The sequence below is a fragment of the Pseudarthrobacter sp. RHLT3-21 genome (genome assembly GCF_059383495.1).
This window is the reverse complement of sequence record NZ_JBWZCI010000023.1, coordinates 34,354-50,280: the sequence shown is the minus strand read 5'-3', so window position 1 is coordinate 50,280 and position 15,927 is coordinate 34,354. Positions and strand designations below refer to the sequence as shown.

The 15,927-nt window shown below is 64.7% G+C and carries 11 protein-coding genes and 1 pseudogene; all 12 read right to left on the bottom strand.

The genetic code is table 11. From position 1 onward, the window contains the following. Positions 1-582: 582 nt before the first annotated feature. Positions 583-1,692, bottom strand: a complete 1,110-nt coding sequence (locus AC50YA_RS18960) for a cytochrome b N-terminal domain-containing protein (RefSeq protein ID WP_494983762.1) — start codon at positions 1,690-1,692, stop codon at positions 583-585. Positions 1,693-1,699: 7 nt separating this feature from the next. Beyond that, positions 1,700-2,158 (bottom strand): hypothetical protein, encoded by a 459-nt coding sequence (locus AC50YA_RS18955; RefSeq protein ID WP_494983761.1) that lies wholly within the window; start codon positions 2,156-2,158, stop codon positions 1,700-1,702. Between the two features lie 256 nt (positions 2,159-2,414). Beyond that, positions 2,415-3,092, bottom strand: coding sequence for a methyltransferase family protein (locus AC50YA_RS18950; RefSeq protein ID WP_494983760.1), 678 nt, complete (start codon positions 3,090-3,092; stop codon positions 2,415-2,417). Further along, positions 3,089-3,373, bottom strand: a complete 285-nt coding sequence (locus AC50YA_RS18945; RefSeq protein ID WP_494983759.1) for a DUF2933 domain-containing protein — start codon at positions 3,371-3,373, stop codon at positions 3,089-3,091. The genes AC50YA_RS18950 and AC50YA_RS18945 overlap by 4 nt, the downstream gene beginning before the upstream one ends. Then, positions 3,370-4,434, bottom strand: a complete 1,065-nt coding sequence (locus AC50YA_RS18940) for a type II glyceraldehyde-3-phosphate dehydrogenase (protein WP_494983758.1) — start codon at positions 4,432-4,434, stop codon at positions 3,370-3,372. The genes AC50YA_RS18945 and AC50YA_RS18940 overlap by 4 nt, the downstream gene beginning before the upstream one ends. Further along, positions 4,431-7,631 (bottom strand): beta-phosphoglucomutase family hydrolase, encoded by a 3,201-nt coding sequence (locus tag AC50YA_RS18935; RefSeq protein ID WP_494983757.1) that lies wholly within the window; start codon positions 7,629-7,631, stop codon positions 4,431-4,433. The genes AC50YA_RS18940 and AC50YA_RS18935 overlap by 4 nt, the downstream gene beginning before the upstream one ends. A gap of 61 nt (positions 7,632-7,692) precedes the next feature. Beyond that, complete coding sequence (locus tag AC50YA_RS18930) at positions 7,693-10,122, bottom strand: phosphoketolase family protein (protein WP_494983756.1); 2,430 nt, start codon at positions 10,120-10,122, stop codon at positions 7,693-7,695. 50 nt (positions 10,123-10,172) lie between these two features. After that, the gene (locus AC50YA_RS18925; RefSeq protein WP_494983755.1) at positions 10,173-12,647 is read right to left on the bottom strand and encodes a heavy metal translocating P-type ATPase; all 2,475 of its coding nucleotides are present in this window, start codon (positions 12,645-12,647) and stop codon (positions 10,173-10,175) included. 221 nt (positions 12,648-12,868) lie between these two features. Further along, a complete protein-coding gene (locus AC50YA_RS18920) occupies positions 12,869-13,324 on the bottom strand; it encodes a hypothetical protein (RefSeq protein ID WP_494983754.1) in 456 nt (151 codons plus the stop codon). Between the two features lie 110 nt (positions 13,325-13,434). Further along, a pseudogene (locus AC50YA_RS18915) lies at positions 13,435-13,560 on the bottom strand (prolipoprotein diacylglyceryl transferase); the annotation flags it as partial. A 4-nt stretch (positions 13,561-13,564) separates the two neighbouring features. Next, positions 13,565-15,121 (bottom strand): multicopper oxidase family protein, encoded by a 1,557-nt coding sequence (locus AC50YA_RS18910; RefSeq protein ID WP_494983753.1) that lies wholly within the window; start codon positions 15,119-15,121, stop codon positions 13,565-13,567. Positions 15,122-15,161: 40 nt separating this feature from the next. After that, a complete protein-coding gene (locus AC50YA_RS18905; RefSeq protein ID WP_494983752.1) occupies positions 15,162-15,896 on the bottom strand; it encodes a cytochrome c biogenesis CcdA family protein in 735 nt (244 codons plus the stop codon). Between the last annotated feature and the right edge of the window lie 31 nt (positions 15,897-15,927).

Below are 15,927 nucleotides of genomic sequence, written 5' to 3'. Positions count from 1 at the left end.
CCGGGGCCGCGATGACGGAGCCGGCTGCCTCCACTGCCGTTTTCCCGTCGCCGGGCGGCCTACAAGCCAGATATGCCAGGCGCTGTTGAACCATCAGAATTCCTCTCCTTTAGGGGCCTGCCCCGACTTAGGGGGAGGCCGGTGGCGCCGAAATTTTCAGCCCCAGCCACGATCGGTGCTTGTTGCGCACGGACTTGGATACCGGGCACCTCTGACCAGGTGACCGGGGCTGTTGGATCGGCCGGGCAATCGCGGGGCACGCCGTCGTTCACGGTCTGAGCGGGCGGGCAATCACTGTCGGCTCTCATAAGTTGTCCTGAACGGCACCGGCAGAAGGCCTCTCGGGCGGCTGGTCCGGTGCCCTGTGTGCCCGGTCCTGGAAGTTGAGAATACGCACAGCGAGGCTCAGCGAAACGGCCAGGACCGTTCCGCTGGCGGCCGTCCATAAGCCCGTGGCAAGTGCAGGGGCCGCGGCGAGAGCACCCGTCAGTGAACCTGCCGCCAGCACTGAAGCCGCGACGAGTATCCAAAATGCCCGTCGTGCGCGCCGGTCTCGCGGAAATGTTGGTGACGTTCGCATGCTCACGCCCCCAGATGCTCTTTGACCGGAATGAAAAAAATCAGAAGTGTAAGCGTCACAATGCTCAGCAGCAGCACAAGGCCGGCGGCGATCGAAACGGGGCGCCGTCGCCACAGCCGGTTCCGGCTCCGGTCCGCAAAGGGAACCGCGGTCAGGATGATGAAAAACGCGACCTCGGCAAAAAGGATGGCGGGCAGACCAAACCAGTCTTCCAGCGTGTAGAGCCACCAAAAATTCCAGGGGGGCCGGGTCACTTCGATTCCGGCGACCGGGGTCGCACCTACCGGGGGTGGAAGGAACACCGCCAGGATCCCAAGCACGCCGGCAAGCACCAGGCCGAACGCGCCGATGCGGCGCAGGTGATGGGTGAAGGGCTCGGTCGGTTCCGCAGCCGAAGCCTGTTCGCCTGAGGTATCGGCCGGCAGCGAAGGGTGGGGAGAGATTTTGTGGCGTTTTACCAGGAGCCCGTGCAGAGTCACGAGAACCAGGATGGTTCCTGGAAGGATCACCACATGCGCGCCGTAGATTCGCACGAGGATTGACACTTGATTCGCGAACTCGGCGGAAAACCAGAACCCGGCCCCGCCGAGAAGATCCCCGATCTCCACGTTGTGCCCCAGCGCTTCAAAGCCCTCCTGATCCCACTTCAGGACCGTTCCCGTGAACAGGGCGAGGGTGATCAGTGCGAAAAGTGCCACGCCGATGAGCCAGTTTCCTTCGCGCGGGCGTTTGAATGAGCCGGTAACGAATACCCTGATCAGGTGCAGGGCAGCGGTGACATACATTGCCTGGGACGCCCAAAAGTGCACGCCCCGCAGAACGCTTCCGCCCCAGACGTCCGTGACGATGCCGCGGACCGACTGGTTAGCCGTTTCCGGGGTGGGACTGTAGAACTGGACCAGCAGAATTCCGCTCCCCACCAGAATTCCGAAAGCGACTGCCGTGACGCCCCCCAGGCTCCAGGCCAGGGAGTTTGCGTGTTCCGGGACGGCGTATCCCAGGGCGCCGATGCCCAGCCGCTCATCGATCACATCCACTAGGCGCCGGAAACGGCCGCGGCGCGGCGCCTGTGCCGGGGTTTGGCCGCCGATGCTTGCCGATTCATCGTTCATGTCAGTGTCACCGCTCCTTTCGCCGTGACCGCTCATGTTTCGGTGGCAGATCCTGGCGTCTGTGCTTCCAGGCCAGCAACAATCGCAGCTCCCGGACATTTTCGTGTGGACGGAACACATATGCCAGCACCAGTCCCGTGAGAATCACCAGCATGGAAACAGTCAGAAACCCCCAGTCCGCTCCCGTTAGCCCCTCGCGGGGCGGGATCGGGTCAAGGACGACTGTTGTCCCGGTCTGACCGCCGGTCGCGGGCTTCAACGTGCTGAGGGCCACCGTGATGGACCCCTGCAGCAAGGTACGTCCTTGGGTTGAATTTCCGGCCTGGAGGGCAGCCTTGGCTCGTTGGAGATCAGCCACGGATACCCCGTCCTGGTCCGGCGCGGCGAGTGCCGCATCGATTTTCTCCAAGGCGCTGCCGACGTTGCCCGGATCGTGGACGAGGTGCCCCAGCGCCTGTTGAACCAATAGATACCCCTCTGACGAAGGATCTCCCTCATCGGCAGATGCCGATGCGGCCGATCCAACCCCGCCGACGAGGAAGAAACAGGCCAGCAGGACAGCCGCGCATGTTCTTCTGGCACAGAACGGCCACGACACTGGACGTCTCATGCCGTGTCTGCCGGATACTCCAGATCCGGGTTTCGTTCGCATGGATGGCTCCCAACATGGATGATTCCTGCATGGAGTGGCTGGCCGACGGCGCCCGCAGGCCGGAGCATGGCTAGTGATGGTGCTCAGGGCCCTGAACGTGCGGTACACCTTTGTTCTTTCCGAACCGGGGGATGAAGCCTGGAACCTGGCGGGCGTAGGTGAGGTAGTCCTCACCGAATTCGGCCACCATTGTTTTTTCCTCCCGGCGGGCGAGCCGATGGTAAACAACTACCAGAACCGGGAACATGATCAGGGTCAGGAGGGTGGGCCACTGCAGCAGGAACCCAAACATAATCGTCAGGAACCCCAGGTACTGCGGGTGGCGGAGCCGGGCATAAATACCAGTGACCGCCAGCCGGTGTTCATGTTGGGCGGCATAGAGAACCTGCCAGGCGCGGTAAAGCAGGATGAAGCCGGCAGCTATGAGCACGTTACTCAGCAGGTGCAGGGGGTTCAGATGCGGATCTCCTTGCCAGCCCATCAGGTCCTGCCATAGATGCCCTGAATTATGGGTCAGCAGACTCAGATTCGGGAACTGGCTGCCCAGCCAGCCGGAGAGGAAGTAGATGGTCAGCGGAAAACCGTACATCTCTGTGAACAACGCGACGATGAACGCGGCGAACCCGCCGAAGGCCCGCCAGTCGAGTTTCGTTTTGGGTTTGACGAAGCTGAACGCGAAAACAATGAATATGGCGGAGTTCAGAATCACCAGGAACCACAGGTTGTACCCGGAGTCATCACTTGTCATGATTTAGCACCCCCGCCTCCGTGGCCTCCGTGACCGAACAGATGCATGCCAAGCATCCCCACGACGAAAATGTAGGGCAATGCATCGAGCACATGCACCCAGTGGTTGGTCAGCAGGTAGATCACGGCGGCGGCGACGGTCAGGACGGTCAGTGTGCGGCGCAGAGCGCTTCCCGCGGGGCCGGGTCCGAAGTTCAGCGGGGAGGATCGCCGGGCCGGTGGCTGGCCCTCCGGGACGGAAGTCCCGGCTGACTGGTCGGGGTGCTGGTGGTCGTGGTTCATGGCTGGCCTCCCGGCAGGACGGGCAGATGCTCGGCGAGGAAGTCCTGCCGCATGCCCAGCGTTGAGTCGGTCATCGTCATCGATGTCACTGCGTCCGGGGCGGACCCGGTCAGGGCGCGGATAGCATCGATGGTTTCAGGCACAACGATGGCCTCGTTGTAGACCTGGTAGGTCAGGTAGGCCTCATCTCCTTCAACGGTGACCAGTTCCTCCCAGACTGCGACTTCCCACATGTCCCCGCGGGGCCGGCCGAGATCCTTCATCAGTTCGATGGTCGAGTTGAGCGCGACCAGTCCGTCAGCCATCCGGATGAAGGCTATCCGCGGTGCGGCCCGCAGCGCTGCAAGGACCTCCTCCCGGCTGGCGGCTCGGGTGAGCTGGAGAGTCCAGTAGTGGTTATGGGTCTGGGTGTGGGCGCCCTTGGCCGCGATCGTGACAACGTCCAGATCGGGCAGGACGGTCCGGGCGTCCGGACCCTGGTGGGAAGGAATTTTCGGTTCCGGGACCATGGTGTTCATGATCCCTCCCAGATGTGATTCCCAGGGGTCGGTGGCACGGCGGATGAGGACTCCGCGGGCCTTGGCCAGCAGGCCCGCTTCCTGCAGGGCACCGAGTACCCTGACGATGCTGGTCGTGTTGCATGAAACGACGCGGGTCATGTCCCGGCCCACTGCGCTGTCGTAGTTGGCCTGCGCCACGAAGGAATGCCCGGTGGTGTCGTGGGATTCACCGCCCTGCAGGACGACTTTCACCCCTGCCGCCCGGTAGCGGGGCAGATTGCCGGCCGCCACATGTTTGGGGGTCGCATCGACGACAACGTCCGCCTGGGCCAGCAGGTCATCCAGGCCTCCGGAAATGGTCAGGCCTGCCTGACTCATGGCGTCCCGTGCTTCGGCGGTGGATGCGAACAGGGGAAACCGTCCCGCGGCGGAGCGGATCCGCCAGTCGGTGATGATATCGGCGACGCCGACCAATTCCATGTCCGGCTGCAACAGGACCGCGTCGGCTACCCGCTTGCCGATGACTCCGTATCCGTTGACGGCCACTCTGGTCTTACTCATTGGTATGCCTTCCCACTTGCGGTTGCGGTGTTTTGTTGATGGCGGTTTTCCGGCCCTGCGGATCTTGCGTTCTTTAGTGTCAGGGGGAAGTTCATGTCTTCCCCGCCGGCGAGCTGTGCATAGGTTCCTTCGACGCCTATCCGCACAGCGGGTGCACTGCAGGGCTGCAGTCGGATCCGGAGGTTTTCCGCGCTCAGGGACACATCGATGCGGTGGCCCCGGTACCGGATCTGGAACCCGGCACTTCCCAGCCGGGCCGGGAGCCGGGGAGAAAAGGTCAACGCACCGGCTTCTGTCTGGAGGCCGGCGAAAGCCCGGGCGACGATATCGACCGTTCCGGACATGGCGCCGAGATGGATACCTTCCCGGGTCGTGCCGCCCTGGGTGTCGTCCAGATCGGCGACCAGGGCTTCACGGAAGACCTGCCAGGCCCGGGATTCATCAATCCGTGCCAGTACCGAGGCGTGCACCACCCGGCTGAGCGTTGATCCGTTGGCGGTCCGGGCCAGGTAGTACTCCACGGTGCGTACCAGATCGGGCTCCGCGAAAGGATAGCCGAGCCGGTGCAGCTGCCTGATCACCCCTGCGGGCCCCAGCAGGTAGATCAGCATCAGGACGTCAGCCTGCTTGGCGAGTTTGTACCGGTTGGTGGCATCGTTTTCGGCTTCGAGGATCAAATCGAGCCGCCCGATATTGCCGTACGTGGCACGGTAGCCGGACCAGTCCAGTTCTGCCAGGTCTTCGTAACCGTCGAACTGGCTGAGGATTCCGTCGGCATGGAACGGCACGGTGAGCCGGCGGCTGATCCTGGACCAGTGGCTGATTTCCTCCGCGGTGACGTGCAGCCGCTCGGTGAGGTCATCGCCGGGGTGGCCCGCGAGTTCTGCCAGCACATCGGCGGCGCGTTCGCAGAGCCAGGAGAGAAGCACGTTGGTGTACGTGTTGTCGCGCAGGCCGGTCCCGGGCGTATCCGGGTACCCGTCGTGGTATTCGTCGGGTCCCATCACCCCCGAAATGTGGAACCTGTCCTCTTCCGGATCATAGTCGGCCAGCGAGGCGAACATTCTGGTCACTTCGATGATCAGTTCCCCGCCGCGGGCCGTCAACCAGTCCCGGTCCCCGGTGGCCTGGAAATGCTGCCAGGCGTTGTACGCGACGGCGAGTCCGACGTGCCGCTGGCGGCTGGAGTTGTCCGGCATCCAGCGGGCGGACCGGGCGTTGTAGAGCTGGCGGGGCGTCTCCTCCCGTCCGTCGCTGCCGCTCTGCCACGGGAAAAGCGCCCCCCGGAGGCCCTGCGCGCGTGCGGCGGCCCGCGCAGCATCCAGCCGGCGCCAGCGGTACTCCAGCAGGGCCCGGCTGACGTCAGGGAGCCGGAGCCCAATCACGGGGAAGACGAACAGTTCGTCCCAGAAGACGTGACCGCGGTAGCCCTCCCCGTGCAGGCCCCGGGCCGGCACGCCGGCATCGAGGGCTGCGGTATGCACGGAGATTGTCTGCAGCAGGTGGAACACATGCAGGTTGAGGACCAGCTGGGACTGCAGGTCGCCGTCGAGGCTGATCCCGAACTGCTTCCACAGGCGCCGCCAGGCCGCTTCGTGGTCCTTGAGCAGTGCGGTGAAGCCCGTGTCAACGCGGGAAAGCCCGGCGAGGGCCGCGGCCTCAGGAGAGAAGATGGCGCCGTCGCGGGAGGTTGCCAGCGACGCGGTCCTGGTTATGGTGGCCGGTTCTCCGTCGGTCAACTGGAGGTCGAACTGCCGCTGGTACCGTCCGCCGTCGCTCTCGGCGTCCCGGGGCGTTGCCGCCGGGGCGCCGTCGAACACCGTCCGGACGGCCAGTGCGATGCGTATCCTGCTCTGGCTGGTCTGGACGGCGCACAGGAGAACGCCCGCATCCACTTCCGTGAACTCAGGATCGGTCAGGTGCCGTTGCCCGGTGCCTGCATAGTCGCGGACATTCGTGTTGGCCACCCGGGCATCGATGCCTTCCCGGATGCCCACGGTCCCGTTGAAGGCGTGGGCCGTCAGGGTCGTCTCCAGCGCGGCCAGGTGCGGGTTGTGCATGGAGACCAGCCGCCGCTGCACGAGGCTGAGCTGTTCCCCGTCCGGGCCCGCGAGGGTTGCGCGGCGGGTCGACAGGCCCCGGCGCAGATCGAGCTCGCTTCGTTCCTCGGCGACGGGTATGTCTCCCGTTGACCACCACGGGCCTGCGCCGATGCGCACATCCACCGGCAGCCAGTTAGGGACGTTGACCAGATGTTCTTCTTCCAGGTCACGGCCGTGAATGGTGCTCGTTGTCCGGTTGTAGACACCGGCCAGGTAGGTGCCGGGATAATGGACGCCGTCGTCACTGTGCTCCGGCTGGGTTCCGCGTGTTGCCATGTACCCGTTGCCCAGGGCGGTCAGGACCTCCCGGTGGCCTTCGTGGGCAGGATCGAACCCTTCGTAGGCCAGCGTCCACGGATCGGTGCGTGAAACCCCCAGGTCCAGCTCAGCGACGTCGCCGAGGACAATGTCGGCGCCGGCCAGTTCCAGCTGTTCCCGATGCCCCGCGCGGTCGATGCCGACGACCAGACCGAATCCGCCGCGGCGTCCTGCCTGGACACCGGCAGCGGCGTCCTCGACAACCGCGGCATGCCGGGGTGCCACGCCGAGCCGGCGGGCCGCCTCGAGGAACATGGCCGGGTCGGGCTTGCCCGGCAGGCCGTGTTCGGCGGCGGTCTGCCCGTCGATGATGACGTCGAATCCGGTGTCGAGGCCGGCCGCCGTCAGCAGGGCGCGGGCGTTGCGGCTCGCTGTGACCAGGCCCACGGGGATGCGTGCGGCCCGCAGTCGGGCCAGCAGGGCGGTGGTCCCGGGGTAGGCCTTGATGCCATTGCGCGTCACTGCCTCGAGGAACAGGTCGTTTTTGCGGGCGCCGAGTCCGTGGACGGACCAGATGTCCGGCCCGTCATCGGGGCTGCCGGCGGGAAGCCGGGCGCCGCGGGAGTCCAGGAAGGCGGTGACTCCGTCCTCGCGCTGCCGGCCGTCGACGTACTGCCGGTAATCCGCGTCCTCGTCAAACGGATCCCTCCTTGGGCGCCCGGTGAGCCGGGGGTCCTGAAGGACGGCGTCGAAGAGCTGCTTCCAGGCTGCCGCGTGCACGGCGGCGGTCTGTGTGACGACTCCATCCATATCGAACAGCACTGCCTGATACGGCAAGGCAGCGCCATGCCGGGAATCACTGGAGGGACGGCCGCCGCCCGCATGGACCTGCGCCATGCTACGCCGGTTCCGCTGCTTCATCAGCCGGGTTGTTGGCGGGACCCGGTGCGGACGTCCACTCCCAGTTCCGGATTTCGGGCATGTCTTCTCCATGTGTGCGGATGTACTGCCGGTGCTCGATGAGCTTGTTCTTGAGCTCCTCGCGCACATGCGCCGAAACGTCCTTCAGCCTGGGCACCCGGTCGATGACGTCGATGGCCAGGTTGAACCGGTCGAGCTGGTTGAGAACGCACATATCGAACGGGGTCGTGGTGGTGCCTTCTTCCTTGTAGCCGCGGACGTGGATGTTGCCGTGGTTGGTTCGGCGGTACGTGAGCCGGTGGATCAGCCACGGGTAGCCGTGGTACGCGAAGATCACCGGTTTATCCGTGGTGAACAGGGCATCGAAGTCCCGCCCGGACAGGCCATGGGGATGTTCCGTGTCATCCTGCAGGCGCATGAGGTCAACAACGTTGACCACCCGGATCTTCAGATCCGGGAACCGCCCGCGGAGGATGTCGACGGCGGCGAGAGTCTCCATAATTGGCACATCACCGGCGCAGCCCATGACGACGTCGGGTTCCCCGTCCGCATCTGAACTGGCCCAGTCCCAGATGCCGATGCCTTTGGTGCAGTGCACGATGGCCTGCTGCATGTCCAGGTACTGCAGTTGCGGCTGCTTGCCGGCGACGATGACGTTGACGTACTGGCGGCTGCGCAGGCAGTGGTCGGCCACGGACAGGAGCGTGTTGGCGTCCGGTGGCAGGTAGACGCGGATGACGTCGGTCTTCTTGTTGATCACATGGTCAATGAACCCCGGGTCCTGGTGGGAGAACCCGTTGTTGTCCTGCCGCCACACGTGGGAGGTCAACAAGTAGTTCAGGGAAGCGACCGGCCGGCGCCACGGGATGTCGTTGGTCGTGGTCAGCCACTTGGCGTGCTGGTTGAACATCGAGTCAACAATGTGGATGAACGCCTCGTAGCAGGAAAAGAAGCCATGCCGCCCCGAGAGCAGGTACCCTTCCAGCCAGCCCTGGCAGGTGTGTTCAGAAAGGATTTCCATGACCCGTCCGTCGCGGGCCAGATGGTCATCCTCCGGAACAGTCCGGGCATTCCAGGCCCGCTCGGTCGCGTCGAATATGGCCCCCAGCCGGTTGGAGTTGTTTTCGTCAGGGGCGAAGACCCGGAAATTGTCCATGTTCGCCGCCATGATGTCCCGCAGGAACGTGCCCAGCACCCGGGTGGATTCCACGGCCCCGGTGCCGGGATCCGCCACCGGCACGGCATAGTCGGCGAACTCTGGCATGCGCAGGTCGCGCAGCAACAGCCCTCCGTTTGCGTGCGGGTTGGCGCTCATGCGCCGCTCCCCGACCGGATGCAACCCGCCGACCGCCGCCACCGGAGCACCCGCGTCGTCGAAGAGTTCCTCGGGGCGGTAGCTGCGCAGCCACTGCTCCAGAACGGCACGATGGCTGTCGTTTTCGCGGGCCTGGGTGAAGGGCACCTGGTGCGAACGCCAGCTTCCCTCCACCTTCAGCCCGTCCACTTCGGCCGGTCCGGTCCAGCCCTTGGGAGAGCGCAGGACGATCATGGGCCAGCGGGGCCGTTGCGTCCGGCCGTCCTCACGGGCGGCGCGCTTGATCTCAAGAATCTCGTCCAGGCAGGCATCCAGGGTCCGGGCGAAGTCCTGGTGCATCTGTTCCGGGTCGGAACCTTCCACGTAATACGGTGTGTGGCCGTACCCGCGCAGCAGCGAGTCCAGTTCCTCATGGCTGATCCGGTCCAGGACCGTGGGGTTGGCGATTTTGTAGCCGTTCAGGTGCAGGATCGGCAGGACGGTGCCGTCCCGGCCGGGGTTTACGAACTTGTTGGAGTGCCAGCTCGCGGCCAGCGGGCCCGTCTCGGCTTCCCCGTCACCGATGACAGCCGCCACGATGAGGTCCGGGTTATCGAACGCTGCGCCGTAAGCGTGCGAGAGCGCGTATCCGAGTTCCCCGCCCTCATGGATGGACCCCGGTGTCTCCGGGGCCACATGGCTGGGGATGCCGCCGGGAAAGGAGAACTGGCGGAACAGCCGCTTCATCCCTGCGGTGTCCAGCGAAATATCCGGGTACGTTTCGCTGTAGGTGCCTTCCAGCCAGGCCGATGCCACCGGGCCGGGTCCGCCGTGCCCGGGACCCATGATGTAGATCATGTCCAGGTCGCGTTCCATGATGGCCCGGTTCAGATGGGCGTAAATGAAATTCAGGCCCGGGGTGGTGCCCCAGTGCCCCAGCAGTCGGGGTTTGATGTGCTCCGGGCGCAGCGGTTCGCGCAGCAGCGGGTTGTCCATGAGGTAGATCTGTCCCACGGACAGATAGTTCGCTGCCCGCCACCAGGCATGAATGCGGTCCAGCTGGTCCGGGCTGAGAGCGGGTACCAGGGTTTGCGGCTGCTGATGGTCTGTCATGGCAGGTCCTATCTGTCTATGAGAGTAACGGGGACGGGCGCAGGGGCGGCTTAACGGACGCCGCTTGGCTCCGGGGCAGGTTCTGTCTTGATCGTGCTGCCGGTGGCCTCTCCCTGCTCCGGCAGGCGCAGGCGCTTGAGCAACAAGGCGTTCACGGCGACAATGACGCTGGAGCCGGACATCGAGATCGCAGCGATCTCCGGACTGAGCCTGATGCCCAGTGAGGCGAAGAAGACGCCGGCAGCGATGGGCAGGGCGATGACGTTGTAACCGATGGCCCAGCCCAGGTTCTGCCGCATCTTGCGCAGCGTTCCCTTGCCGATGCGCAGGGCGACGGGAACATCCAGCGGATCCGAGCGCATCAGGACCACGTCGGCGGTTTCGATCGCCACATCCGTTCCCGCCCCGATCGCGATGCCCAGGTCAGCCTGTGCCAGGGCCGGGGCGTCGTTGACGCCGTCCCCGACCATGGCGACCCGCTTGCCCGCGGCCTGCAGTTCTGCGATCTTTGCTGTCTTGTCCCCGGGCAGCACTTCGGCGATGACCGTGTCGATGTTCAATTGCGAGGCGATCCTCCGGGCGGTTGCCTCATTGTCCCCGGTGAGCATGATGACTTCGATGCCGGCTTCGTGCATCGCCGCGACAGCCGCAGCTGCCGTCGCGCGGACTGCGTCGGCAAGGGCGATGACCCCTGCCGCGCGGCCGTCCACCGCGACGAGGACCGCCGTTCGCCCCGTTGACGCCAGTTCCTGGCGTTGGTCGGCCACAGGGCCGATGTCAATGCCCTGGGCGGCCATAAGCTTGCGGTTGCCCACGAACACCTGGCGTCCCCGGACCGTCGCTCCGGCGCCGTGGCCGGGAACATTGCGGAACTCCGTGGCATCCAGTGTGGGCACGCCCCTGCCCTTCGCATAGTTGACGACGGCGCCGGCGAGGGGATGCTCGGACTCCCGTTCCACGGCGGCCACGAGGGCCAGCAGTTCATCCTCGTCAATGCCGACGGAGATGAAGTCGGTGACTTCCGGCTTGCCCTGGGTCAGCGTCCCGGTCTTGTCCATGACAACGGCTTCGATACGGGCAGCCGTTTCCAGGGCCGTGGCGTTCTTGAACAAAATGCCCCGCTTAGCCCCCAGACCGGTGCCGACCATGATCGCCGTGGGAGTGGCCAGGCCCAGCGCGTCGGGGCAAGTGACGACCACCACGGTGATGGCAAAGAGCAGCGCCGTCTGGAAGCTTGCGCCGGTCAGCAGCCACACGGCGAAGGTGGCACTGCCACCGATGAGCGCGACAAAGACGAGCCAGAACGCTGCCCGGTCCGCCAGCCGCTGCCCCGGAGCCTTGGAGTTCTGGGCTTCCTGGACCAGCGCGACGATCTGTGCCAGGGCCGTGTCCGCACCAACTTTGGTGGCGCGGACCCTCAGGGTTCCGGTGGTGTTGACGGTGGCGCCGATGACTTTAGAGCCAACGGTCTTGGCCACCGGCAGGCTTTCTCCGGTGACCATGGATTCATCAATATCGGATTCGCCGTCTTCAACGGTCCCGTCCGTGGGAATCTTTGACCCCGGGCGTACCAGCAGGAGGTCCCCGGGCACGACATCGGAGGTGGGGACCTCCACCGGTTCCCCGTCACGGATCACCAGCGCCTTTGCCGGCGCCAGTTCCAGCAGCGTCCGGATGGCGTCGTTGGCCCCGCCCCGCGCCCGCATTTCAAACCAGTGCCCCAGCAGTACGAAGCTGGCCAGAACGGTGGCGGCCTCGTAGAAGACGTCCCCGCCGCCGGTCACGGTGACGACCAGGCTGTAGACCCAGCCGGCCCCGACACCGACGGCGACAAGGACCATCATGTCCAGTGTCCGGGCACGCAACGCCCGGTAGGCGCCGTCGAAGAAGATCCAGCCCGCATAGAAGATGACCGGCACGGACAGAACCAAGGCAAAGATGTCGTCCCGCAACCCGAAGGGGGCCGGGACCGTGAACCCGAAGACATCCCTGCCGATCGGTGACCAAAGAGTAATCGGCACCGAGAGTGTAGCTGCCACAACGAACCGGTTGCGCATGTCACGCACCATCGAGGCCATCGACATGCCGCCGTGGCCGCCGCCATGACCCATGACCTCCTGCGCATTCCTGGTGACCGGCCCGGTGTGCCCGGCGTGGGCCTGGGGTTTCTTGGCGGTTGTGGTGCCGTGCCCGGGATGACCGGCGTGGGACATGGCGGTGTGGTCGTCGTGAGTATGGCCCTGATCCTTCGACGGGGCCGGGCTGACGCCGGCCATTGGATCGCAGATGTGGTCCGGGACGGAGAGCCCGGCGCAGTGGTAGCCGCATTTCCGTACCCAGCTGGCCAGCTCGGCGATGGAGGTCTTGTCTGGGTCGAACGTGACGTTCGCGGTCTGCGAGACCGGATTCGCTTCCACGCTGAGCACGCCCGGCCGGCGGGAGAGCGTGGCTTCGGCGATGCTCTTGGACGAGGCCCAGTGGACACCTCGCACCTCCATGACCGCGGTTTGTGTCGTACTACTCATGACAGAAATTCCTCTCAGGGCTCGATAAAGCGGTTGAAGAAGTGTCCAGCCGTCGCTCTCGTGGCGCGCAGGCCAGGTATTAGAGCGGTGGTGACAGGCCTGGAAATGAGGTTTCCTGATCTGACGGCCTGGTTAGTTCCGGAGTACGTCCGCTCCAGATGCGTGGACACAGTGGCGGGACGTCGATGCCCCCGATCAAAAGTCCGGAGGGCAGAGGTCTCCTATACGCGGCTGATGGACAGCCGGATGAGCGATACAGGGTGCAGGGGTGCCCCGGGGACCTCGGGCAGCGCCCCGGCTGGCTGTGCTGTCGTATCGGCAGCCGGGGTGCTGCCGGGAGATCCCGGGACTGATGCGGCAAGGATGGCAGGCGACAGCACATCAGGACAGGCCACCGACAAGCCCAGGTTCATGGGGCAGTGTCCAGTACGGGACGGAACTGGTTGGTTCCCCGGACCGTTATCCGCAGCGACAACTGTGTCACGGGAAGGGGTGTAGCGGAGGCTCACGACTTCAGCGGCTTCCGTGCGGACCGACGCGATGGTGTGCGATACAGCGCCAGGTCCGGTTGCTGGCGAAGACGTCATCGGCAGGTCAAGAATGCCCGTTACGGCGAGGAGGAACGACAGGACCGCGGTGATTGTGGCCACGTTGGAAAAGGCCTGGTGCTGTCGCATCGAATGACGCACTTCTGCCCACCCCGTGTTCATCGCGAAAAAGAACTAGTAGGTTTCGCCCTCTGCAGCGATCCTACCCGGCCGGTTGCGCGGAACCTCAAATCCTTGTCACGCAGGGCGGTCAGCCAGACGCCGACGACAATACCTGCCAGTGTAGCGAGGGCATAGAAACGTATGGTCAGCGGACCGAGTTGGAAGGCGCTGACGGTCGGGGAGGGAATGAACAGGTCTGTCATGGCCCTATTTGATGTAGGAGAAGACGCCCATCATGCCGCGTTCGGCATGGTAGGCGTTGTGGCAGTGGGTAAGCCACTGGCCCGGGTTGTCGGCGTCGAAGATCACCGTGACGGTCTGTTTGGGCCGGACGATGACGGTGTCTTTGCGGGCTCCGCCGCCGGATACCTGGAAGGTGTGTCCGTGCAGGTGCATGGGATGCCACATGTCAGTGTCGTTGACGAAATTCACCTGCACCCTTTCACCGGCCTTGACGTCGAAGGCGTTCTCCAATGGCTTGGTCAGGTCGAAGCGTTTGCCGTTGATGCCCCAGTCGTATTTTTCCATTCCGCCGGTGAGACGAACTTCGTGGGTCCGGTCCGGGGTTTTGTCCGTCAGAGTGACGGTGGGGTCGGCCTTGAGTTGGCCACCATCGACGACGGTGCCTTCCAGTTTGTTCGGCAGCACTGCCGGCAGCGGTTGCTTGCCGGTGCCGGTGCTGATGAAGCCCAGGGCCTGGCCGATTTTACCTTCGGCCAGCGCCATCACGGGGGTGAAGCCTTCTGCCACGGTGAGCAGGGCATCGATGCGTTCGCCCATGCCGAGAACGACGGCGGTGACATCCTGGTGTTGGACCGGGAATCCGTCCGTGTGGGTGAGGGTGAGTTTTTGGCCGGGGATTCCGACCCGGTAGGCGGTGTCCCCGGCGGCGTTGATGATCCTCAGCCGGATGACCTGTCCCGTTGTGGCGGTCAGGATTTCTGCCTGGTCCGGGGCTTTGGAGTTGAAGAGGTGGAAGGGGTAGTTGACGTCTCCGGCGTCGCCGCCGAGGAAGTCGCTGCGGGAGCCCATGAGCATGTGTTTCATGCCTGTTGATCGGCCCGAGGGGGAGGGCGTGGAACCCATGGATCCATGGTCCATGCCGGGCATGGAACCGGACATGGACATGCCGCCGGAGAGTTCTTTCACGACGTCCTCGGGGGTGCCGGTGATGCCGTCCATCCAGTCGTCGAGAACGATGACCCAATCCCGGTCGTACACGAGTTTTTCGGCCGGATCTTCGATGATCAGCGCTCCGTAGAGGGCACGTTCGCGCTGCATTTCAACATGGGAGTGGTACCAGTAGGTGCCGGGGTGGGTGAGCCGGAAATCGTAGGTGAATTCGGTCCCTGCGGCCACCGGGTCCTGGGTGAGGCCCGGGACGCCGTCCTGGTCATTGCGCAGGGCCAGTCCGTGCCAGTGGATGCTGGTTGCGTCCTTCAAGTCGTTGACCAGATTTACGTTCAGCTGATCACCGGCCTTGGTGCGGATGGTGGGTGCGGTGAGGCTGCCGTTATAGCCCCAGGTAGTTACCGGCTTGCCAGCCACCGCTGGAGTGAAAGCCGCGGCGTTTAGAGGCTGGGTCACGGTGTTCCCTGAGGAGGGCCGCTGGGTTTCATGTTCGGCGACCACAGGGTCGGTAGGCATGACCCGTTCGGACGCCGCGGTTGTCGGTTCGGGGGTTTGGGTGCAGGCTGTCAGCGCCGCGGCGGCGGTGGCCACTGATAAGCCCAGGAAGTGGCGTCTGTTTAGGTCGGTGTACATAGGAACTCCTTCAATAGGCGAAGCATGGGCTTCGCGGGTGTCAGATGGGGGTAAGGAAGGTTCCGGAGAGGTTTTGCAGTTCGTAGATCCAGCGGCCCCAGACTCCGGTGACCATGAGGAGCCCCAGGATGATGAGCATGGAGGCTCCTGCGATATTCATGATCCGGATGTGGCGGCGGACGAGGGCCAAGACCGAACTGACCCACCCCAGGCCCATTGCCCTCAACGCGAACGGGATGCCCAAGCCAAGGCAGTAGGCGAAGGCCAGAAGTGCGCCGCGTCCGGCGCTGCCGGTCGTGACACTTAGAGACAGCGCGCTCAGCGTCGGGCCCATGCAGGGAGTCCAGCCGAGCCCAAAAACGATGCCCAGCAGCGGGGCGCCGCCCAGGCCGGTCCGCCGGCACAGGGCAAGTTTGCGGGTCTGCTGCAGCCACGGCGCCAGACCCAGGAGCGCCAGCCCCATTAGAATCACGACCACGCCGAGGCCGCGCATGAGCCGGTCCTGCCAACGCAACAGCCAGGAACCGATCGCGCCGAACGCGGCCCCATAGAGGGTGAAGACCGTCGCGGAGCCCAGCACGAACAGCCCGACCCCGGCCAGGACACGGCACCGGTTGCGCGGCTGGCCCGGGTCAGTGAGCCCGGACAGGTACCCATTGTTCCAAGTGTGCCAGGCACTTACCGCGACGACGATCCCGCACAGCGTTCTGTTTCGGCCGCAAAGCGGGGGCCAATGATCAGGGTCGGGAACTTCGGCCCTTGCGGTGAGAATCATGTGGAGGACACACTGAGGGCAACATTGTAAA